The 20,198-nt window shown below is 47.2% G+C and carries 23 protein-coding genes and 1 pseudogene; 15 read left to right on the top strand and 9 right to left on the bottom strand.

Translation table 11 applies throughout. The features are described from left to right. The first annotated feature begins 52 nt into the window (after positions 1-52). The 5 genes and pseudogenes from F3H97_RS04675 to F3H97_RS04695 all read left to right on the top strand — a co-directional run bounded on the left by F3H97_RS04675 (position 53) and on the right by F3H97_RS04695 (position 2,883). On the top strand, positions 53-520 hold the full coding sequence (locus F3H97_RS04675; protein ID WP_196430716.1) for a DinB family protein: 468 nt from the start codon (positions 53-55) through the stop codon (positions 518-520). A gap of 77 nt (positions 521-597) precedes the next feature. Beyond that, a pseudogene (locus tag F3H97_RS04680) lies at positions 598-1,008 on the top strand (DUF3916 domain-containing protein); the annotation flags it as partial. A 96-nt stretch (positions 1,009-1,104) separates the two neighbouring features. Next, entirely contained in the window at positions 1,105-1,515 is a 411-nt protein-coding gene (locus F3H97_RS04685) for a DUF58 domain-containing protein (protein ID WP_230872809.1), read from the top strand. Then, a complete protein-coding gene (locus tag F3H97_RS04690) occupies positions 1,436-2,170 on the top strand; it encodes a hypothetical protein (protein WP_196430717.1) in 735 nt (244 codons plus the stop codon). Before F3H97_RS04685 ends, F3H97_RS04690 begins: the two co-directional genes overlap by 80 nt. A 200-nt stretch (positions 2,171-2,370) precedes the next feature. Then, complete coding sequence (locus F3H97_RS04695; RefSeq protein ID WP_196430718.1) at positions 2,371-2,883, top strand: hypothetical protein; 513 nt, start codon at positions 2,371-2,373, stop codon at positions 2,881-2,883. A 177-nt stretch (positions 2,884-3,060) separates the two neighbouring features. On the opposite strand, the gene F3H97_RS04700 is transcribed toward F3H97_RS04695, so the two are convergent. Continuing rightward, entirely contained in the window at positions 3,061-3,771 is a 711-nt protein-coding gene (locus F3H97_RS04700) for a GntR family transcriptional regulator (protein WP_196430719.1), read from the bottom strand. 136 nt (positions 3,772-3,907) lie between these two features. Between F3H97_RS04700 and bglA the strand changes: the two genes are divergently transcribed. The 7 genes from bglA to F3H97_RS04735 all read left to right on the top strand — a co-directional run bounded on the left by bglA (position 3,908) and on the right by F3H97_RS04735 (position 9,548). Continuing rightward, positions 3,908-5,344, top strand: coding sequence for a 6-phospho-beta-glucosidase BglA (bglA, locus tag F3H97_RS04705; RefSeq protein WP_196430720.1), 1,437 nt, complete (start codon positions 3,908-3,910; stop codon positions 5,342-5,344). Between the two features lie 90 nt (positions 5,345-5,434). Continuing rightward, the gene (locus F3H97_RS04710) at positions 5,435-6,244 is read left to right on the top strand and encodes an MBL fold metallo-hydrolase (protein WP_230872810.1); all 810 of its coding nucleotides are present in this window, start codon (positions 5,435-5,437) and stop codon (positions 6,242-6,244) included. A 69-nt stretch (positions 6,245-6,313) separates the two neighbouring features. Then, positions 6,314-6,637 (top strand): ArsR/SmtB family transcription factor, encoded by a 324-nt coding sequence (locus tag F3H97_RS04715; protein ID WP_074037016.1) that lies wholly within the window; start codon positions 6,314-6,316, stop codon positions 6,635-6,637. An 87-nt stretch (positions 6,638-6,724) separates the two neighbouring features. Then, complete coding sequence (locus tag F3H97_RS04720; RefSeq protein WP_196430722.1) at positions 6,725-7,549, top strand: SDR family oxidoreductase; 825 nt, start codon at positions 6,725-6,727, stop codon at positions 7,547-7,549. A 114-nt stretch (positions 7,550-7,663) separates the two neighbouring features. Beyond that, positions 7,664-7,927 carry an excalibur calcium-binding domain-containing protein gene (locus tag F3H97_RS04725; protein ID WP_196430723.1) on the top strand — a complete coding sequence of 88 codons (264 nt, stop codon included), beginning with the start codon at positions 7,664-7,666 and terminating at the stop codon, positions 7,925-7,927. A 120-nt stretch (positions 7,928-8,047) separates the two neighbouring features. Then, positions 8,048-8,602 (top strand): helix-turn-helix domain-containing protein, encoded by a 555-nt coding sequence (locus F3H97_RS04730; RefSeq protein ID WP_196430724.1) that lies wholly within the window; start codon positions 8,048-8,050, stop codon positions 8,600-8,602. After that, positions 8,595-9,548, top strand: coding sequence for an alpha/beta hydrolase (locus F3H97_RS04735; RefSeq protein ID WP_196430725.1), 954 nt, complete (start codon positions 8,595-8,597; stop codon positions 9,546-9,548). The genes F3H97_RS04730 and F3H97_RS04735 overlap by 8 nt, the downstream gene beginning before the upstream one ends. 36 nt (positions 9,549-9,584) lie before the next feature. Here F3H97_RS04735 and F3H97_RS04740 read toward each other — a convergent pair whose 3' ends face one another. Beyond that, positions 9,585-10,421, bottom strand: coding sequence for an alpha/beta hydrolase (locus F3H97_RS04740; protein ID WP_196430726.1), 837 nt, complete (start codon positions 10,419-10,421; stop codon positions 9,585-9,587). 185 nt (positions 10,422-10,606) lie between these two features. Here F3H97_RS04740 and F3H97_RS04745 point away from each other — a divergent pair, with 185 nt between their 5' ends. After that, a complete protein-coding gene (locus tag F3H97_RS04745; RefSeq protein WP_196430727.1) occupies positions 10,607-11,365 on the top strand; it encodes a glucose 1-dehydrogenase in 759 nt (252 codons plus the stop codon). Positions 11,366-11,379: 14 nt separating this feature from the next. Here F3H97_RS04745 and F3H97_RS04750 read toward each other — a convergent pair whose 3' ends face one another. After that, positions 11,380-12,174 (bottom strand): helix-turn-helix transcriptional regulator, encoded by a 795-nt coding sequence (locus F3H97_RS04750; RefSeq protein ID WP_196430728.1) that lies wholly within the window; start codon positions 12,172-12,174, stop codon positions 11,380-11,382. Between the two features lie 152 nt (positions 12,175-12,326). Further along, positions 12,327-12,587: a DUF1294 domain-containing protein gene (locus F3H97_RS04755; RefSeq protein WP_159562313.1), complete on the bottom strand. Its 261-nt coding sequence runs from the start codon at positions 12,585-12,587 to the stop codon at positions 12,327-12,329. A gap of 208 nt (positions 12,588-12,795) precedes the next feature. Between F3H97_RS04755 and F3H97_RS04760 the strand changes: the two genes are divergently transcribed. Further along, positions 12,796-13,584: a LysM peptidoglycan-binding and 3D domain-containing protein gene (locus F3H97_RS04760; RefSeq protein WP_159562314.1), complete on the top strand. Its 789-nt coding sequence runs from the start codon at positions 12,796-12,798 to the stop codon at positions 13,582-13,584. Positions 13,585-13,630: 46 nt separating this feature from the next. Here the strand turns inward: F3H97_RS04760 and F3H97_RS04765 are convergent, their stop codons facing one another. After that, on the bottom strand, positions 13,631-14,851 hold the full coding sequence (locus F3H97_RS04765; protein ID WP_196430729.1) for a cation:proton antiporter: 1,221 nt from the start codon (positions 14,849-14,851) through the stop codon (positions 13,631-13,633). A 110-nt stretch (positions 14,852-14,961) separates the two neighbouring features. Between F3H97_RS04765 and cls the strand changes: the two genes are divergently transcribed. Then, positions 14,962-16,428 (top strand): cardiolipin synthase, encoded by a 1,467-nt coding sequence (gene cls / locus F3H97_RS04770; RefSeq protein WP_196430730.1) that lies wholly within the window; start codon positions 14,962-14,964, stop codon positions 16,426-16,428. A 43-nt stretch (positions 16,429-16,471) separates the two neighbouring features. On the opposite strand, the gene F3H97_RS04775 is transcribed toward cls, so the two are convergent. From F3H97_RS04775 to F3H97_RS04790, 4 genes are all read right to left on the bottom strand, one after another. Next, entirely contained in the window at positions 16,472-17,449 is a 978-nt protein-coding gene (locus tag F3H97_RS04775) for a hypothetical protein (RefSeq protein ID WP_196430731.1), read from the bottom strand. Continuing rightward, complete coding sequence (locus tag F3H97_RS04780; RefSeq protein ID WP_012726320.1) at positions 17,446-18,474, bottom strand: DUF58 domain-containing protein; 1,029 nt, start codon at positions 18,472-18,474, stop codon at positions 17,446-17,448. The genes F3H97_RS04775 and F3H97_RS04780 overlap by 4 nt, the downstream gene beginning before the upstream one ends. A 1-nt stretch (position 18,475) precedes the next feature. Next, positions 18,476-19,384 (bottom strand): AAA family ATPase, encoded by a 909-nt coding sequence (locus F3H97_RS04785; RefSeq protein WP_012726321.1) that lies wholly within the window; start codon positions 19,382-19,384, stop codon positions 18,476-18,478. 113 nt (positions 19,385-19,497) lie between these two features. Further along, entirely contained in the window at positions 19,498-20,196 is a 699-nt protein-coding gene (locus F3H97_RS04790) for an amino acid ABC transporter permease (RefSeq protein WP_074037007.1), read from the bottom strand. Positions 20,197-20,198: the final 2 nt, after the last annotated feature.

Genomic DNA, 20,198 nt, shown 5'->3' on the forward strand with positions numbered 1-20,198 from the left:
ACTCGTTCGTGCTATAATCGCAGTAATATGAAGAGAACGGGGAGGGGATTTGATGCAAGTTATTAAAGAATTCGCATCGTACACAGAATGGCTCGATTCGTTAGAAAAGCTGAGTGAATCCGATTGGAATGAACAAATAAACTCGGAGAAGTGGTCCATAAAGCAAATCGTTTTACATATCGCCCATTGGGACAACCATCTTTTGAATGTCATCATCCCATCGGTGAAGAACGGGGAAGGAATGATTTTCCCTGACTTTGACTCGTTTAACGCACGGGCGACGAAAAGGGCGGAAAAATTGACAGGTGACGCGGTTTTGAAAGAATCCCTTAGCAGTCGACAAACGCTCGTCAACATGCTCGAGTCCTTAAGTGAAGAGACGTTGACTTTTAAGACGTCAGCGAACGGAGTCTCTCATGATCCAAATCAAGGTGTCCCATACTCACTGCACGTAATCATCGAAGAATTCATCGGGCATGACCGGCACCATATGAAGCAAGTCGAGTCCATCCTGAAATGAGACATCGGAAAGTGCGTGGTCTAAAACGAAAGTTAATTCGTCTTCAGCGTAATATGTAAGAAAATCATCATGATTTTCCAAATGAGTTTCATAATGGTAATTGGAATACCAAGATTCCGGTCGAACAAACTTTTTTATTGGATGTTCAACACAGTGCCCAAATCAAACAGGCAATCATCCATGTTCTGCTCGATGAAGCGAAACGACTAGTAGAGTTGCGTGTGGATGAGCGAATGCGAGTTGTCGTGCTGCTAGATTTTCCTACACTCTGGAACTCTGAATTTCTCGTGTTTGAAGATGAAAAGGAGTTACAAACGTTTGTGCGGCGTGATTCATCCCATCAAAAATGGATCCCGATTCTACATGTCAAAACGTTTATCAACCAATGGGACATCCGTAGCGACCAGGATATTCGCGTGTATGGATTTGAAGGATGGTTGTTCGACGAAGAAGATGAAGGTAGAGAATGGTGGATGCTCGTTCAATGAACGGGCATTTTTCTTTTGTCTAAAAATAACTGAATATTCCGTTAAATTGAATGGTATAATCCTTTTAATCCTATTTTTAAATAAAGGATTAAAACTATGGGAGGATCCTGCCAAACAATCGACTGGGTCGCCACATCAAAGGTCGGTTGTGTACAGGTAAAAGTTTACGAACGTCAAAATCTCGACACGTTCACAGTCTCTCTTGATTTGAGCGGTCCGCTCGGGAATGGGCTCCATGCTCAATACGAAGATTTGATTCAACAGACGGCGTATTGGGTCTCTTACTTGATTAAAAAAGACTGTAATGTGGAGCTGTTGATCAACCGGCTCGACCAACACAGCCAAATCGACCATATTGTACTTGGAGAAGGAAGAAAACAATTACGCGATGTTGTTGAAGTCATCAGGGTGATGAAAGGAGAAACACATGCGAAGAATGACGGGCTTACTCATATGTTGTGTCGGACTGCTTGCAAGCACGAGGACCGTATCAGCCGAGATGACTGAATCCTCGGCGGAACGTTTTGCAGATGCATATTTTTATAACATTGTGATGGATCATATTCAGGGAGATGATCCGGCTAATTATCATATGACGGACAGTGAGAACATCACTTTTGGGCCACTACTCGAGACATACGTACCGTCTTCCTCTTGTTACAAAACGGGAGAAACATGTACGTTCGTCCCAACAAAAGAATTTGTGGCGACCGTTTTTCAAGATGATGAACCGGTCAACGTGATCGGAACATATGAACAATCAGCGGGTACATATGCGTTCTCAACGTTCGGTTCAGACAAAGAAACCCCTAAAGCGTTGACGGACGTAAAAGGCAATCTCGTGAAATACTCAGAAGCGTCGACGTGGTTTGATTACGAAGGGGACATGTTGACGGCGTTGACATCTAATACAAAACAGATGATTAGCGGAGATGAAATTTCAACTGAGGCGTTTCAAGTATTATTGGTTGAAGAGAATGAAAGTATTGAAGGGGATGCCGAAGAAGGAATGATAGGTGGAGCAGGCGACTCATCATCAGTCCATTCGGATGAGGAAGAGTCAAACAAGCCAACATCGAATACCAACCGATTGATTGGCTTTGCTGTGTTAGCGATATTGCCATTCGGATATTGGTTCCTCAATAGACGAAAAGCAACATGATGTCAAAAGACCTATCCAATCATCTTAATCCACTAGAATTAGTGGTCATACCGAGTCATGCATTGAGAGACAGAGAAGCAATCTACTTGATCTTTCGCCATTTGGAGAATGAACAGTTTCCATTACTTATAGAGCGTAAGCGGACTGTAAGGGATTCGAGAAAACATCGCATCTCTTTTAAAAGTCAGGAAGAAGAGCATGTGACGACCAAAACCATCAAAAATCGTGAGGTGTTAGAGTCGGAATTGACGCTCTCTTCAAATGAGGTCATCGTCTTAAGAGGAGGGAAGGATTGGATTCTGAGCTATAACGAAGACTGGTTGACGCTTCAAGGAAACCAAGTGAAACGTGTCGCGACAACTGGTATTGTCCAAATGGAGACATTTTTTGAACATGTGGTTAGAGGCGCGTTTCCCATCAAATTGGCGTTTGGTTTAGGTGGGACGTTTGCTCCATTTGAAAACGTGTTTCGCTTTATATTGCATAACCCAGACTGGAAGGGATTGATTGAAGACGAATTATTGCCTCAGCTTCAGATTCCGAAGGCGAAGAATGTGTGGCAGTCCCTTTCATATCCGACATACGAGCAGACGCTTGAGACGTTCACTATTGAATTTCATCCAAGTATACAAGGAAATTTCATTCTCGCACATGATGCTGACGACACGTACTCTTTTATTGATCATGTGAATGGGGAGATCAAGATTTTTTGAATTCTAATTAAAGAGGGGTAGTGTAGTGAGTTACATACAGCATATGCGTCAATTAATCGGATCGAATCTATTAATCACTGTAGGATGTGGAGTCCTCATCGAACAGGTCAATCTCCCGGTCGTGAAGTGATATTCATCTCGCGACAAAAAACCCTCATGCGCGCATGAGGGGTTTCTTCACATATAGGGTCCGTTCGCCTGAATGACGAACTGGGAATGTGCGTAATGATAGGTGATCCGTGAATAGTCAAAAGGTTTTCCGTTCGTCAGATGAAAGATGGTTTCGATGCGAAGTGTCGGATCATTCTCTTGCAATCCGAGGTGGCCTGCTTCCACTTCCGTCAATCGATCGACCTGTAGATACATGTCAGAAAACCCAATCGTGACGCCGAGCGCGCTTTGGACATAATCGAAAATAGAGTCGGCCACAATTTCGCGATTTAAATAGGGGACGATAGCTTTCACATAATAGGATTCCTCGTGACAGAGCACTTCCCCGTCCACATATCTCACCCGTTCGACCCGGTACACATCGTCAGACACATCAATCACTAGATTCTCCGCAACGGTCATGTCTGGCTTCACGACAGACACATCAATCACATCAGACGTCAAGACACGGTCTCCGAGATTGCTCTTGAATCCTTGGGTGGAGAAGAGGCTCATATAGCCGGGTCGATTATGTCGTCTGACGAAAATGCCGCTTCCCCGCAGTTGAAAAATGACACCCTTTCGTTCGAGCAGCTCTAAAGCTTTCGTGATAGTGCTCTTGCTCACTGCATATTGATTCATCATCTGCTCAAGGACAGGGAGCTTATCGCCTTGTTTTAAGTTTTGTTCGTGGATGTATTGTTCGATTTCATTCGCGATTTGTTGGTATTTTAGCATGGTCATTCCTCACTTTTTCGTCACTGATTCTATTATATCATGAAAAAAACAAAAGTAATTCAATGTACCGACCTTGTATAATTGTACCGGTACAATTATACTTGACGTGTACGATTCATGTGAAGGAGGACTTACAATGAAAACATTACCGAACGACTTTCTATGGGGAGGCGCGCTTGCCGCTCATCAATTCGAGGGTGGTTGGGACGCTGATGGCAAAGGACCGAGTGTCGTCGATGTCTTGACGGCAGGTGCACACGGCGTCGCTCGCCGGATCACAGACAAGGTCGAACCGAATGAATTCTATCCGAACCATGAGGCGATTGACTTTTACCATCGTTATAAAGAAGATGTGGCCCTCTTTGCTGAGATGGGATTAAAATGTTTACGTACTTCCATCGGATGGAGCCGCATCTTCCCGAATGGTGATGATGCAGAACCGAACGAGGCGGGTCTCCAATTTTATGATGACTTGTTCGATGAGCTACTCAAACACGACATCGAACCGATCATCACACTGTCGCATTTTGAGATGCCGCTCCATCTTGCCCGTGAATACGGGGGATTCCGAAATCGTGAAGTCGTCGAGCATTTCGTCCGCTTCGCTGTGGTCTGCTTTGACCGTTACAAAGACAAGGTCAAATACTGGATGACGTTCAACGAAATCAACAACAAGATGGACGTCAACAATCCACTCTTCTTATGGACGAATTCGGGAGTCCTCTTAGAAGAAGGGGAGAACGCCCGCGAAGTCATGTATCAGACTGGGCACCATGAACTGATTGCGAGCGCTCTCGCCGTTGCCAAAGGGAAAGCCATCAATCCTGACTTCGAGATTGGAGCGATGGTCTCTCACGTACCGATTTATCCGTATTCATCAAACCCAGATGACGTCATGCTCGCCGAAGAGATGATGCGTCAACGCTATTTCTTCCCGGACGTACAAGTACGAGGCTTCTATCCGAGCTACGCCTTGAACGAGTTCGAGCGGGAAGGGTATAACATCCCAATCCTTGAAGGGGACGAAGAAATCCTACAGAACGGAAAGGTCGATTATCTCGGTTTCAGTTACTATATGTCGACGACCGTGAAGAGTGACGTCGTCGCGGACAACAGTGGCGATATCGTCAACGGTGGTCTGCCGAATGGGGTCGAGAACCCGTATATCCAGTCGAGTGACTGGGGATGGGCGATTGACCCGGTCGGACTCCGTTATGTGCTCAACCGACTCTATGACCGGTACCAAATTCCGCTCTTCATCGTCGAGAATGGATTCGGTGCCGTCGATGAGATTGTCGACGGAAAGATTCATGACAAAGCCCGAATCGATTACTTGAAGGCCCATATCGAACAATTGAAGCAAGCCGTCATTTATGACGGGGTCGACTTGATTGGTTACACACCTTGGGGCATCATCGACATCGTCTCGTTCACGACGGGAGAAATGAAGAAGCGATACGGGATGATTTACGTCGACCGTGACAATGAAGGGAACGGATCGATGGAGCGGATGAAGAAAGACTCGTTCGACTGGTACAAACAGGTCATTGCGACGAATGGAGAGAATCTCTAAATAAGGGTGAGCAAAGAACTGTGAAATGACTGCAGGTCTTTGCTCTTTTTCGATATAATGAAGAAAAGTGAAAAATTGGAGGGACGCATGATGCAAATAAAGAACTATGGACCGGTGACGGCTGTTTGTGCCAACGTAAAGAACGGTCCATTCGAGATGTCGATGTATGTGTATTATATCGACGGGATGCTCATCGATACGGGAACACGCACGATGCTACCCGAACTTCAACCGTTTTATGAGTCGGTTCCAATCGATCTTGTCAGCATCACGCACCCCCATGAAGACCATATCGGAACGGCAGCCTGGCTTGAACGGACATACGGTGTCCCAATTTACATACGAGAATCCGCCAGGGACATGTGCCGGACGGGGCTAGACATCCCAGATTATCGGGCACGCTTTTCAGGAGACCCCGAACCGTTTCAGCCGATTGCCTATTATGACAATCAGATCACATCAGAACATCATACTTATCAGGTAATCCATACACCTGGTCATGAACCGAATCACGTCGTCTTATACGACGAGGAGAACGGTCGGCTGTTCTCGGGTGATTTGTTCGTCCATCCTTATCCGAAGGTGATGATTCCGGAGGAGTCGGTACCTGAACAGATTCGTTCTCTCAAACGTGTTCTGAGTCTTAATTTCGAGGAAGTTTATTGCCAACACGCCGGGCATCTCGAACAGGGAAGGGAGCAACTGACCAAAAAGCTCGATTATCTAGAACGTTTGACTGATAACGTGATAACAAAAACTGCAGCGGGCTACAACATTGACGACATCAATGCCCAGCTCTTCCCCGAACCATCGCCGCTCGTCAAAATCTCCAAGCGGGATTATGACTCGAGACACATGATTGCAAGCATTCTACGTGAAGTGTACGAACAACTTCGTTGACAGAAGGCGGATCACCTAGTATTCTTAGTACAGAATTAAACGTTTAAACTTTTAAACGGAGTGATGAATATGAAACAACCAGATGCCACACCCGAAGTCTCGTTATCTTTATTTGAAGATGCGATTCCATTGTTCCAAGTATTAGCCGACGTCAATCGTCAACGCATCATCGTCGAGATCGCCAAACATGAACGCTTAAACGTCAATCAGATTGATGAGAAGATTGAGTTGTCTCGACCGGCCATCTCGCATCATCTCAAACTACTTCGACAAGCGGGCATCGTCTCATCAGAGAAAGTCGGGACAGAGAACTTTTACTTCCTGACGCTCGAGAACGCGGTCGGACTGCTGAAGGCACTGACACGAGCGATTGAAGACGAATGCATCCTTTGACCTTTCTTTTTGGAAACAGGGAGAAAGGCTTCTTTTTCACCAATGAGTTTAAAAGTTTAAACATATAAACATTAAAGGGGAATGAATATGAACCAAAAACAAACGATTGTCATCACAGGAGCATCGAGCGGAATTGGCCGAGCGACGGTCGAACTGTTCAGCAAGCGAGGCTGGCATGTCGCCGCTACGATGCGAAGACCTGAAGATCATCAAGAACTGTCTCACCTAAAAGGGGTGTCTCTCTATCAACTAGATGTGACGAACGAGACGAGTATCCGAGAGGCATTTAAACAAATCGTCTCGGATCACGGAACGATGGATGTGTTGTTGAACAATGCTGGGTATGGAGCGGTAGGGATTTTCGAGGAAGCCTCTCCTGAACAGATTCAACGGCAATTTGATACGAACGTATTCGGGGTCATGAATGTGATCCGGACAGCACTGCCATACTTCCGTAAACAGCGGAGCGGACGGATCGTGACCGTCTCCTCCGTCGGTGGACAGATCACATTCCCAATTTACAGCTTGTATCACAGTTCAAAATGGGCGATTGAAGGATTCATCGAATCGCTCCAGTTCGAGTTGGCACCTTTCAATATCGACATGAAATTGATTGAGCCGGGACCGATTAAGACAGACTTTTACGGTCGTTCCCAAGAACTCGTCCGTGACCAACCGCTCGATGTATATGATGACTACACAGAGGTTGCGCTCCATAACACGAATGCCGCTGGTGCGAACGCCGAAGGTCCAGACGTTGTCGCTGAGACGATTTGGCGAGCCGCGACCGAACGGAAGAAACGACTCCGTTATCCAGCAGGTAAACAAGCGGGCCTTTTGATTGCCCTCAAGCGTTATCTTCCGAACCGGGTATTCTTCGCGATTGTTCGAGGTGTCGTTGAAAAGAAATAATGAATCATATCCTTTTTGTTTTCTATAGAAAATGAGAAGGATTTTTTATGTCGTTTTGAGAATGATTCAACTCACACAAAATTACCCGATATACCATCTAAGAGGAGGGATTTCATGAAAAAAGTCATGCTAGCACTTTCAACATTCATTCTAGTCATCGGATTGTCTTCAACACCGACAAAATCAGTAGATGCAGCGGTCAAGACATTTAAAAACTGTACAGAGTTAAACAAAACGTATAAAGGTGGTGTAGCCAAGTCAAAGACGACGAAAAATAAAGGTGGTAAGACACATTACACGCCATATGTAAGTAAAGCACTATATGACGCAAACAAAGCACGTGATCGCGACAAAGATGGAATCGCCTGTGAGAGATAAGAACATGTATATAGCCGCCAATGAGGGCGGCTTTTTATATGGACGTAGACACATATTCGGACACATGATATTATCATAAGTAATAATATTATCAAATATGATAATAATGAGGTGAAGATGATGAATCAAGACGTTTTAAAAAGTCTGTTAAACCCGATTCGCATGAAAATTTTTCAGCACGTTCTCATGAACGAGCAAGTGACGACCGGAGAGTTGGCAAAGTTGCTTCCCGATGTGCCCCAAGCGAGCCTCTATCGCCATATCAACAAGATGGTACAAGACGAGATTTTATCTGTCGCAAGTGAGAACAAAGTACGTGGGGTGTATGAAAAAGTGTACGCGATTCAAAACAATCCATTGACCGCTGTCAATCAAGTCGTCGAAGAGGAAGATCGTGAACAACTATATAAAATATGTTACACGTTCGCGATGTCACTGCTCATGGATTTCGGAGACTATTTAAAGCGGGACAAAATCGACCTTCAAGGAGACAAGGTCGGCTTTCGGAGTATCCCACTTTATCTGTCTGATGACGAGAGTGATCGATTCCTAAGAGGTCTCTACGATCTCTTAGAGGGAGTGCTCGAGCATGAACCATCTGAAGAACGTACGTTGCGGAAATTCTCCTACGCGTTCATGCCGGTAGAAGAAAAGGAGGAGATGGATGATGTATAAACAAGAAAATGTGTTGATTCAAGGGGAAACAACCATTGCTGCCACCATAACGACACCCGATCAGGAACGGTCGTCCTTTCCAGCCATCGTCCTCATCGGAGGGACGGGAGGATTGGACCGTGACGGAAACGGTACCGGCTTCAAGTCAAACTTGTATAAAGACTTAGCAGAATGGCTGACGATACAAGGATTCATCACATTACGCTATGACAAACGGGGGATTGGCAAGAGTGGTGGCAATCGACATAGCGTCGGTCTGACAGGACTCGTTGATGACGTGTCGGCGGTCGTCCGTTATCTGAAATCTCATGACCATGTCTCACAAGACGTTTTATTGCTCGGCCATAGCGAAGGATGTATCGTCGCGACACTCGCAGCAGAACGTGAATCCGTTTCTGGTCTCATCCTGTTGTCTGGTGCCGGTGTCGCCTTGAAGACGAGCATGCAGGAACAGGCATATGCTTTGCTCGAAGAAGTGGGACGTACGAAAGGGATCAAGGGTAAACTGCTTCGCTTTAGCTTGAATGAGAAGTCGGTCGTCGGGAAACAACAAAAACTGTTCGAGCGCGTCACAGCAACGGATCAGGATACGATGCGGATCCAGCTGATGAAGTTCCCTGCCAAATGGTTACGGGAGCATCTTGCACACACAGACGTGTCACTTCGAGAACGATTGGTTCAATTGAACATTCCGACGCTCGCACTGACAGGAGACCGGGACGTTCAAACGGACGTCGAGCATCTAGATGAGCTCGCTGCACTTCACGCGGAGCATATCGAGGTACAAAAGATTAAGGACATGGACCATATGTTGAAACATTTCGATGGTGAGATGAGTATTTTGGACGTGAAAAAACAATATCGTTCACAACTCAGTGAACCGCTCCACCCTGAGCTACAGCATCAACTTCACGAATGGCTAAAGCGCCACGACTGGGCATCATGACGAACAAGACAGCGGAAACCTCTCCGCTGTCTTGTTTTATGTATGTAAGAACCGCTCAACGTTTTCCATCGAGAAATGACGGCTCCATTGAACGAAGTGTCCACCTGGTACTGCAATCAATTGTACAGAAGGATGAAGCAGTCGTTCCGCTCGTTTGACATGATGGAGCGTTCGCTTCGCCTCCTTCAAATCAATTCCCGTGAAATCCGCATAATACAGGTGCGTCGGGACTTGGACGCGTCGTAACAAGTCCTTAAAATCCAATCCATCATAACCAAACAACAAGTGTATGCCACCGGTCGAAAGACGGGCCGATTGCTCGACAGCAGAACGAATCGATAACGTCGGCTCGACCCCGATTCGTCGACAGAACAGTTGGAACCGCTCTTCAGAAAACGTGGGGTCACTCTTATTCACTTTCGTTTCAATCCAGTTCAAGAGGCGTCGTGGTGAATGGTGATACAGTAGACGTAAAAGCGGTAAGGCGAATCCGAAGATGCCATATTCCCGATATGGTAGCATAGCGTTCGGTTTATGTCCTTGGTCGAGAAGTATCAAATGCCTGACTTGGTCTGGATAATGGACTGCATAAGACAGGGCGATGGCACCTCCCATCGAATGACCGATTAGTCGAACCGCTTCAAGGTGTCGTGAGATTCGATACGTCTCGACCCAGTCCGCGAGTACTTTGGACGTGGCGAATGTATGTAGTCCCTCACTTTCACCAAACCCAGGTAGATCTAACAGGTGAACTTCGAAATCGTTATGTAATGCTTCGGCAAATAATTGGCCTTGTGACCCAGTGAATCCTCCACCGGGAAGGAAAAGTACAGGTTCACCTCGACCATGGACGGTTGCATGGAATTGTCTCACGTCATCTCTCCTTTATATAATGGAGTGCTTTCCATTCAAGTATAAAGATTGCTGGGAGTCAATTGAAGAAAAATCGCCATGTTTCTCAGGAGGCTCGCAACCAAATGTGGGTATAACATAGTGACAGGCAGATTACTGTCATCACACATCGTATACGTTCTGACCTTTCAAAGGAGGAATGAGGAATGAAGCTTTCAGGAAAAACGGCAATTGTCACTGGCGCAGGTTCAGGCATGGGGCGAGCCATCGCCAAACTGTTTGCGGAAGAAGGCGCACGAGTCGTCGCCTTCGACTTGAATGAAGATGCTGTGCAGGCGGTAGTTGATGAAATCAAAGCAGCGGGTGGGGAAGTTCTTGGCATTGCTGGTAACGTGACGAATCAAACGGATATTGACAAACTCGTCGATGCGGCGAAAGACACGTTCGGCTCGGTCGACATTCTCGTCAATAACGCGGGAATCATGGACAACTTCATGACGGTGGGAGAAGTGACGGATGAATTATGGGACCGTGTCCTTGGCGTCAATTTGACCGGACCGATGAAACTTTCACGTGCCGCCATCCAAGTGATGGAGAAGCAGAACCGGGGTGGCGTCATCATCAACAATGCATCGGTCGGAGGATTATTCGGTACACGAGGTGGTGCAGCGTATGTGGCCTCAAAACATGCGTTAATCGGATTGACGAAGAACATCGCGGCGACACATGGCACGCTCGGTAAGATTCGAGCAAACGCCATCGCACCGGGTGGCGTCAATACGAATATTGGGTCAACCATCACAGCACCGAGCGAACTTGGGATGCGCGCCATTCAAGCGGCGGGGGAAGCCCCGATGGGAGAACCAGAGCAAATAGCGAACGTCGCCCTCTTTTTAGCATCGGATGATTCGAGCTTCGTGAATGGAGATGTTTTGAAAGCCGATGGTGGGTGGACCGCAAGATAAAAGAAAAGAGCCGGTTATTCGGCTCTTTTCTTTTGGTATTGTTTTCGATAGGCGAGCGGGGTGATTGCATGATGTGCTTTGAATGCCTGTACGAAGTGACTGACACTTGAGTAGCTCAGGCGATTGGCGATGTCTGCGATACCTTCCGTCAAATCTTCTAATAAAGTGGCGGCCCGCTCCATTCGCTTCATCTTTACATACGCAATAGGAGATGTGTCTCCAAAGAATACAAACAAACGAAAGCACTCACTTCGACTCACACTGCCCGCATGAGCGATTTGGGCTAATGTCGGTCTGTCCTCTATGTGAGCGTCGACATAAGCAAGCATATGACGAAGACTTTCCCGTTTGTTCTCATTCTTCATCGTTTCAGTCTCTTGCTGAATCCAGTAGCGCCAGATGACTGTACATTGAAGTGTCGCATCCATCAATGCGAGTGGACCGTCCGCAGATAAATGTTGAACGGCCCGTTCAATCGTCTGAATAATAGATTGATGACCTCGTTCCGGTTTTATCATATGTATGGACTTTTCAGTATTTAGAAATGGCGTCACATATCGCTTCGCCAACTCGGGATGGAACAAAGCAGTCGGATCAAACTCGAGCAACCTCATCGGTGATGCTTCCTCGATTTTCTCAACCATGACACTTTGTCCTCTTGCCAAGAGAACGGCCTCTCTTGGATGAAGGGTGATGCTTTCTCCGTTCACTCGAATCACGGACGTCCCAGACTTGCAAAAAAGAACAGTGAAGTGATTAGTCACCTTTAATGTCAATGGTCCGTGACGAATCATCTCGATACTCTTCAAAAGAGCCATCCTCCTCGTTTCGGAAATTTCCCGACATTTCATTTCGATTGTTCACGGAGAAACACTTTGAAATGAGCATGAACTGGGACGAATCTGACATTTTTAATCATCGTTCATTAAAAGATACAATCGAGTTTCTTCTATATAATAGTTTAAAAAATCAGCCAACCGGTAAACGCAGCATGCACGAGAATTGCAACAGGCACGCCGATTCGGAATTTCGGTTTTAGCGTCTTATGACGAAAGACGCGCATCGCCAAATAGGCACCGAACGCTCCACCGATCCATGCCATCGTCAACAATGTCCGCTCAGAAATACGCCAAGCTCCGACACGAGACCGTCGTTTATCGACAAAATATGACACAAACGCTAGTAAATTAGTCACAATGTAATATAGCAGTAATAGTTCCAAAGACCAAAACCTCCTTTTTTCTCTCTCTAGTATATCTTAAATTGGCTCTGTGAAGCCGTTTCAATAGATTGAAACAATTTTCAGAAACCTCTCATCCACTTGAATTGTTCTGTAAATGAACTGATAACACTCTCATATCGTCCTGTAATCGCTGTGAAATATACAGGTGTTACAGTAAGGGGGCGTTAGAAAAGGGAGGAATATTCTTATGAAAAAACCACTATTGACACTAACGGCACTCGCTGGCCTTAGTTTAGGAGTCGCTGCTCCAGCTTCGGCAGCATCAACACACACAGTTCAGTCTGGAGATACACTCTATCGTATCGCCGTGAACAACAACGTCTCTGTAAACGACATCAAACAAGCGAACGGCTTAAACTCAAATATGATTTATCCGAACCAAGTCTTGAAACTTGGAAAGGCAGAAGCAAAATCACAAGCTTCTACTGCATCTAAAACGTATACAGTTAAATCAGGTGATACACTTTATCGTATCGCATTGAACCACGGGATCTCTGTCAATCAATTGATGACTTGGAACGGTCTTGATTCAGATCTTATTTTCCCTGGACAAGAGTTCGCCGTGAAAGGTGCAGCCGCTGCATCTGTAGCGAACGATGCGAAGACAACAGCACCGAAGACATCGACATCAGCACCTGTAACAAAAACTGCATCGTCTACAACGCAAACCCAAGCTCCGGCTTCAGGTCAGACAATGACAGTTGAAGCGACAGCTTATACACCATATTGTGCAGGATGTTCTGGTATCACAGCGACAGGAATCGACGTTCGTTCGAACCCGAACCAAAAAGTCATCGCGGTTGACCCTTCTGTCATTCCGCTCGGCTCTAAAGTATGGGTTGAAGGATACGGAGAAGCCATCGCAGGAGACACTGGTGGTGCCATCAAAGGAAACAAAATCGATATCTTGATGCCGACACAAGAGCAAGCACTTGCTTTCGGTCGCCAATCAATCACAATCAAAGTCTTGAACTAATTCAAGCTGATCAAAGACACTGCCATCGGGCGGTGTCTTTTTTTGTCTATACCTTCTCCCAAGGATTCTTCACTTTCGTCAGTCCGAGTCGCTTCGCGAGTGCTTTAATCGTCAATCCATGTAGGGCGACAGACGTTACGACTAAACCGAGTGTGATTGGCAACATCCGTTCCGCATCTTCAATTCCCAGTTCGGCAATCTCTTGTGCAAAGAAACCGGTCACCGTCATCGCAACAATACCTCGAGGGGCAATCCAGCTGATGAGTGCCCGCTCTTGAGCGGATAGCGGAGAACCGAGGAGCGACGTTTGCACCGAGATCGGTCGGACAAAAAATAAGATTCCGAGAATCGACAAGAGGAGAGGCCAATCGAAAATGGCGAGTAAACTATCACGTGTCAAACTTGCCGTCAGAATGATGAAGACTGTCGAAACCAGTAAGATCGAAATGTTCTCTTTAAACTCACGAAGCTGTTTCAGAATATGCATATGTCCATATTTTGAATTGGCCATCGTCAATCCCATTGCCGTTACAGCCAACAATCCGACCTCGCTCATGACCCATTCACTGATTGAATACACGAGGAGGACCCCAGAGAACGTGAGGGTTGTTCTTAAATATTCAGGGACTTTCTCATTCCCGAACAAACGAATCAATAGATGTCCAACGGCGATCCCAAAGGCGACGGCGACGATACAGGACCAAAAAAATGGCAAGTGGCTCGCGAGCCCGTCGTTTTGATAGAAGATGAATCCCACTCGAACGACAAAGAGTCCAATCAAGGCGCCAAGGGGATCGACGATGATCCCTTCCCATTTCAAGACTTTAGCTGGGCGAGCGGACAAGTTAGCTTGTCGAAGTAACGGAATGATGACGGTCGGTCCGGTCACGACGAAGATGGCACCGAGCGTAAATGCTGGCAACCAATGAAAATCTCCAACCATGATGAGCAAAATCGAGGTCAAGATAAAAGAAACGAATACCCCGACCGTGACGAGACGAAAGATTGATCTCCGCAAATCGTCAATCTCCCTGAATTCGAGACTGAGGCTTCCTTCAAACAGGATGAGCGCCACCGCGATGGAGATGAGTGGGCTATAGAGCTCACCGAGTATCCGATCCGGCTCCAACCAACCGAAAATCGGTCCGACTAGAATCCCTGCAACCGTCATAATCAAGATGGCTGGGAAGTCAAATCGCCAAGCGAGTAACTGCGAAAGTGCACCGATGAGGACAAGTAAGCTGAACCCGATCATCATGTCTTCCATAAGCTTCCCCCCGTTTCTTCACTTCTTCATTAATGTATACCCAAATCAGGAAAAACATTTGCTAAGATTGTCTGATTTCGGGTAAGAATTGAAAGAAAGGGAGGGATACCATGGAAGTGACTATCGGACTCATTATCGTCATCATGACTTGGCTCATCTTATTGCTTAACCTCACGTTTGCAATCACCATTATCTTTTTTGAAAGGCGTGACATTGGAACGACTTGGGCGTGGTTACTCGTCCTCTTCTTCTTGCCTCTCATCGGATTCTTCGTCTACATCTTCTTCGGTCGATTGATCAAATCTCAAAACTTTTATGAGGTCGAAGAAGAGAAACGTGAAGCGTATCATCATCATGTGGCGGAGCAACTTGACCAATTGGACCAATCCATGGAACCGTTCAATCATCCACTTCTATTGAAGCACCGACGACTCGCACGATTGAATCTCGTATCGACGAATGCGATGATGTCTTTCCAGAACGATATCGACGTCCTTCACGACGGAAAAGAGAAGTTTGATCAACTGTTTCGAGATATCGAACAGGCGACGAAAGAAGTGAACATTCAATATTACATCATCCAAAACGACGCGCTGGGTCAATCGTTAATTCGCTTATTGACCGAAAAGGCAAAACAAGGATTACGTGTCCGACTCCTCTACGATGCGGTAGGCTCGAGGGGACTGAGGCACAAACACTTTAAGGACCTGCTGGCCCACGGTGGGGAAGTCAAATCGTTCTTTCCGTCCAAACTCGGCATCAACTTCCGCGTCAACAATCGAAATCACCGAAAGCTCTGCGTCGTTGACGGAGAACTTGGTTATATCGGCGGCTTCAACGTCGGGGATGAGTATCTCGGAAAGGATGAGCATTTCGGTTATTGGCGAGATGTTCACTTACGAATTTCAGGCGACGCCGTTAAGGAATTGCTCGAACGATTCATCCTGGATTGGAATCGCTCTGTCCCGACACGAACGAAGGCACAGAAAGACGACTTTGTTTGGCCAATCGAAGGGATTGCTCGTCATGCGTCCCCGGTTCAAATCGTGACATCGGGTCCAAACTCGTCGACGGAGCATTTAAAGAATATGCTCGTCAAAATGATCACCCAGTCGAAAGAATGTATCTATATCCAGACTCCCTACTTCATCCCGGATGCAAGTTTCCTTGATGCCTGTCGAATCGCCCTGATGGCGGGTACTAAGATCAAACTGATGATCCCGAACAAGCCTGACCATATGTTTGTCTACTGGGCGACCTATGCAAACGCTGCGGAGCTCGTACGTTACGGAGCAGAAGTGTTCACGTATGAGGAAGGTTTCCTTCATGCGAAAACGCTCGTCATCGACGGAGAAGTCGCATCAATTGGGACGACGAACATCGACGCCCGAAGTTTCCGCCTCAACTTTGAAATTTCAGCGCTCGTCTTCGACAAAGACGTCGCTCAGTCCGTCATCGATGCGTTCGAGCGAGACGAGGCACGCGCTGAGCGGCTAACCATCGAACGATATGAATCGAGGACACGTTGGATTCGCTTCAAAGAGAGCGTGTCCCGCCTTCTCAGTCCAATTTTATAATGAAAAACATCCGGTCAGAAGGAACTCCTCTGCCGGATGTTTTTTAGCGTTTATTCACTTGTTCAACGAGTCGTTCGAATGAATCACTGATTGCTTGTGGCGCTTCCTTGTCCCCATACTCTGCGGCCTCTAACCAATCTGCATAAAGCCTGTGGTCCGTGAACTCGATTCGCTGCAACCAATCAGCCACCGTCTCCTCTCGATGACGTGGGTGATGCTGTTCTAACTTTCGTCCCGTCTCAAGAAGGCGAATCTGGCGAGGCGAGCGGACGATCCGCTTATCTGAGAGTGTCGGGTGGTGAATACTCCTAGGAATCATTCCATCTTCCTGGATGTCTTTTCGTTTCTGCAGATAGAAGAACAATCCTACCCCAAAAAGCAAGATCATTACAAACACTCCGATATAGAACAGCGAGTTATTCGATGCGGACGCGAGCAATGTCTCTTGCGCCACTGTCTCCGCATCTAGGTTCGGGTTATCCGGTACGAGGAAGCGGTTTACGCGATCATTCGGGTCGAGTACGATTCCATCAAACCAGCTCCCGATCCACAAAAAGAATGGAGTGATCCAGGCGACGACATTACCAAACAATAGCTCTTTAATCGTACGAATGATGAGAGAGACAATCAGCCCGATGCCTAGGCCGACGGTCAACATCGTCACCATCCGCTTGTAGTCGCGACGGTAATACAGGTTTCGTTGCCAAATCAAAAAGATGAACGGAAAGAGCACCATCGCGAGCGATTGCGATGCCGGGGGGAATAACCAGTCCGCCACCAAAAACAATACGCTCGCCATCGCGTAACGGTCCGTCCAATCCAACGTCCGTATGAAGGCATGAACGTATGTGAAAATCAAAAGCATAATACTCATCTCATAAGAGAAATAAAGGGCACCGACGCTCAGGAACGTCTGTACAATCAGTTGTGTATTCCGAGGGAGACGAAGTGTCAATAATAAGAGCAATGGAAACACGTGCCCGATGTAAAATGCTGCGAAGACCCACCATAACCATCTCATTGACCGTCACCCCCCAAGCGGAGAATCGACTGATTCCCACTGTATTTGGCGACCTTTCGCTCAAACAAGGAGCGAGCAAGCGGAAAATCACTCTCGGACAGACAAGCGAACGTCGTCATAATCTTCCGAAAATGTACCTCACCACTTCCCGGTTGAAGGTCATACGTGATTCCATCCTTCGTAAGCGTCGGGACAATCAGACCGTAACTCGCATTTTCTTTCTCGAAATCACGGCATAATGCGGCAGCTTGCGAGATGAGGCGCTCCATCTGATAGGTGAGGGCACGCCCATCCTTCGTCAACAAGTCGAGGACGATGACATATTCATTTGCTTGTACCGGTTGCTCGGTACGGGCCAGCAGTTCGCCCGTCTTCGCATAGGCAGACCAATATAGCTGTCGCATCGGTTGCCCATGATATGGAGTGACCGATTGGAACGTCTCCGGGTCACGATAGGCACTATGACGAACCATCTCCTCACCTGGGAGAGTAGGGGGACGTTTCGGAATCGGATAGGGCGAAAACTCTGGGAAGACATAGCCGATGCGTGGGAGTGAGTCCTCTTTATAGAGCGAGAACATGCGTAACGGATCCCGAATTTCCATCCCGATAGCCTCAAGGCGGATAGGACCTCGCTTCTTCGCATGGAGCGGGATTGTGAAGTCGACAGTCGCATTCGTCTCGACAAAGTTTTCCTGCCGCCAAAACGCATGTCCTTCTGATTCCACGGTCGGATGCAAATAGCCGGATAGGCGGACAACGCCAAGCGGGACTTTTGCCGTCGACACAAGTTTCAAGACATAGACGGCCTCGTCGTTCGGAAAGAGTTTCATCTCCTCAGTGAGGTCGACATGGATTTGTTCTGCCAATCGAAACATAAAAGATGGCATGACCAGTGCATAGAGACTGAATCCAATCAATAGACTGGCAATCAAGACGTTCCCATAAAGTGCCGTGAAGACCCCGACGACGAACAGGAGCCACATATAGCCGGACTCGAGATAGCGTGGGCTGACTAACTGCATCTTACACCTCTGAGGGGACCGGAATGGTCTCGAGTACAGATTTGATCAACTTTGACGGCTTCGTCTTCAGCGACGCTTCGACCGTCAAGACGATTCGATGCCCTAAAATCGGAAGCGCGAGTGCCCGAATATCTTCCGGCGAGACATAGTCGCGTCCTTCCATATAGGCATGAGCCCGAGCCGCCATCGTATACGCGAGCGTCGCTCGTGGACTTGGTCCAACCTCGATGTCACGATGATGACGAAGCGACTCCATCAAATCAAGCAAGTAATCCTCCATCGCCTCGTGGAATCGGACATCTCGTACCTCTTGTTGCATCTTCAACAATTCGTCCTGTTGCAGAGAGAAAGATTCTGAAGCGAGGTGCTCATTGCGAATCAGTCGTCGTTCGGAATCTCGCGAGAGGGGAGCAAGTGTCAATTTGAATAAGAAACGGTCCAATTGAGCCTGCGGGAGCGGAAACGTCCCTTGTCCATCGAATGGGTTTTGAGTGGCAATCATAAAGAATGGTTCCGGTAGCTTGAGCGACACTTCCCCGAGTGTCACTTGACGTTCCTGCATCGCCTCAAGCAACGCAGATTGTGTACGTGGCGTCGTCCGGTTAATCTCATCGACAAGTAGAATCGATGTGAAAATCGGACCCGTCCGACGTTCGAACGCTCCGGTCGTCGGATTGAATAACTCCATTCCTAAAATATCACTTGGCAATGTATCCGGGGTACACTGTACACGCTGAAATGTCGCTGATATCGAACTTGCCAAACTACGGGCAAGTGTAGTCTTCCCCGTACCGGGACGGTCCTCGAGTAAAACGTGACCTCCTGATAGTAATGCAATCGAAGCGAGCTTGATGGCTTTCGATTGACCAATGACTTGATCATTCAAATGTGAAACCCATGGATGGTTCATTCAAAATCCCCCTATATTTTTCTGATAATTAAGAAAATCATAGCATAATCGGTTCAGGAGATGTATCAAAAATCCATTTCACTAAAAAAGACCGACCGGCATAAGCCAGTCAGTCAACGTTTTGGAGAATCCAAGTATCGTTCAAAATGACGTTCGAGCCATTCTTGGAAAAAGGACATGAACGTACAGATTGCCCAGTAGATCAACGCCACGACGATATACACTGTCATGTAGTCGAACTCTCGTCCACCGACGATCTTGGCCTTGTTAAATATCTCAGGGACCGTGATCATCGCAGCGAGCGAACTCGCTTTAATCAGATCGAGAAAAACGTTCGAGAGCGGCGGAAGGGCGATCCGTGTCGCCTGCGGTAGGACGACCCCCTTCAATGTCAACCATTTCCCCATCCCGAGTGAACGAGCCGCCTCAACCTGTCCGTCATCGACCGCGCGAATCGAGGAGCGGATGATCTCAGCGATATAGGCGGCAGAATTCAGACTAAATCCGAGAATGGCTGCCGTCAAAGCGGCGAACTCGATTCCGATGAACGGGAATCCCGAATAGAGGATGAACAGAATGATCAAGATGGGGACTCCGCGCATGAACGAGATATAGAAAGTCGACGGATAGCGAAGGAGTCGTGTCGGAGACAACTTCCCGAGCGCCAACAAAAGACCAAGCAGGAGACCAAAAAACATGCTGATGAACGAGATCCAAAGCGTATTCGGTAACCCGCCCAACAGGTAAGGAAACGATTGGATCGCCAGGTCTACGTCAAAGATGGCGTCCCATTTGACATCTGAGAACGACATGC

This window comes from Exiguobacterium sp. SRB7LM (genome assembly GCF_015712685.1).
In the GTDB taxonomy this organism is placed as follows: Bacteria; Bacillota; Bacilli; order Exiguobacteriales; family Exiguobacteriaceae; genus Exiguobacterium; species Exiguobacterium profundum.

What these genes read in the sequence shown, in the direction of transcription:
- F3H97_RS04675 (WP_196430716.1), top strand. Translation starts at nt 53, where the DNA reads ATGCAAGTTATTAAAGAATTCGCATCGTACACAGAATGGCTCGATTCG.
- F3H97_RS04685 (WP_230872809.1), top strand. Translation starts at nt 1,105, where the DNA reads ATGGGAGGATCCTGCCAAACAATCGACTGGGTCGCCACATCAAAGGTC.
- F3H97_RS04690 (WP_196430717.1), top strand. Translation starts at nt 1,436, where the DNA reads ATGCGAAGAATGACGGGCTTACTCATATGTTGTGTCGGACTGCTTGCA.
- F3H97_RS04700 (WP_196430719.1), bottom strand. Translation starts at nt 3,771, where the DNA reads ATGCTAAAATACCAACAAATCGCGAATGAAATCGAACAATACATCCAC.
- bglA (WP_196430720.1), top strand. Translation starts at nt 3,908, where the DNA reads ATGAAAACATTACCGAACGACTTTCTATGGGGAGGCGCGCTTGCCGCT.
- F3H97_RS04710 (WP_230872810.1), top strand. Translation starts at nt 5,435, where the DNA reads ATGCAAATAAAGAACTATGGACCGGTGACGGCTGTTTGTGCCAACGTA.
- F3H97_RS04715 (WP_074037016.1), top strand. Translation starts at nt 6,314, where the DNA reads ATGAAACAACCAGATGCCACACCCGAAGTCTCGTTATCTTTATTTGAA.
- F3H97_RS04720 (WP_196430722.1), top strand. Translation starts at nt 6,725, where the DNA reads ATGAACCAAAAACAAACGATTGTCATCACAGGAGCATCGAGCGGAATT.
- F3H97_RS04725 (WP_196430723.1), top strand. Translation starts at nt 7,664, where the DNA reads ATGAAAAAAGTCATGCTAGCACTTTCAACATTCATTCTAGTCATCGGA.
- F3H97_RS04730 (WP_196430724.1), top strand. Translation starts at nt 8,048, where the DNA reads ATGAATCAAGACGTTTTAAAAAGTCTGTTAAACCCGATTCGCATGAAA.
- F3H97_RS04735 (WP_196430725.1), top strand. Translation starts at nt 8,595, where the DNA reads ATGTATAAACAAGAAAATGTGTTGATTCAAGGGGAAACAACCATTGCT.
- F3H97_RS04745 (WP_196430727.1), top strand. Translation starts at nt 10,607, where the DNA reads ATGAAGCTTTCAGGAAAAACGGCAATTGTCACTGGCGCAGGTTCAGGC.
- F3H97_RS04760 (WP_159562314.1), top strand. Translation starts at nt 12,796, where the DNA reads ATGAAAAAACCACTATTGACACTAACGGCACTCGCTGGCCTTAGTTTA.
- F3H97_RS04765 (WP_196430729.1), bottom strand. Translation starts at nt 14,851, where the DNA reads ATGGAAGACATGATGATCGGGTTCAGCTTACTTGTCCTCATCGGTGCA.
- cls (WP_196430730.1), top strand. Translation starts at nt 14,962, where the DNA reads ATGGAAGTGACTATCGGACTCATTATCGTCATCATGACTTGGCTCATC.
- F3H97_RS04775 (WP_196430731.1), bottom strand. Translation starts at nt 17,449, where the DNA reads ATGAGATGGTTATGGTGGGTCTTCGCAGCATTTTACATCGGGCACGTG.
- F3H97_RS04780 (WP_012726320.1), bottom strand. Translation starts at nt 18,474, where the DNA reads ATGCAGTTAGTCAGCCCACGCTATCTCGAGTCCGGCTATATGTGGCTC.
- F3H97_RS04785 (WP_012726321.1), bottom strand. Translation starts at nt 19,384, where the DNA reads ATGAACCATCCATGGGTTTCACATTTGAATGATCAAGTCATTGGTCAA.
- F3H97_RS04790 (WP_074037007.1), bottom strand. Translation starts at nt 20,196, where the DNA reads ATGTCGTTCTCAGATGTCAAATGGGACGCCATCTTTGACGTAGACCTG.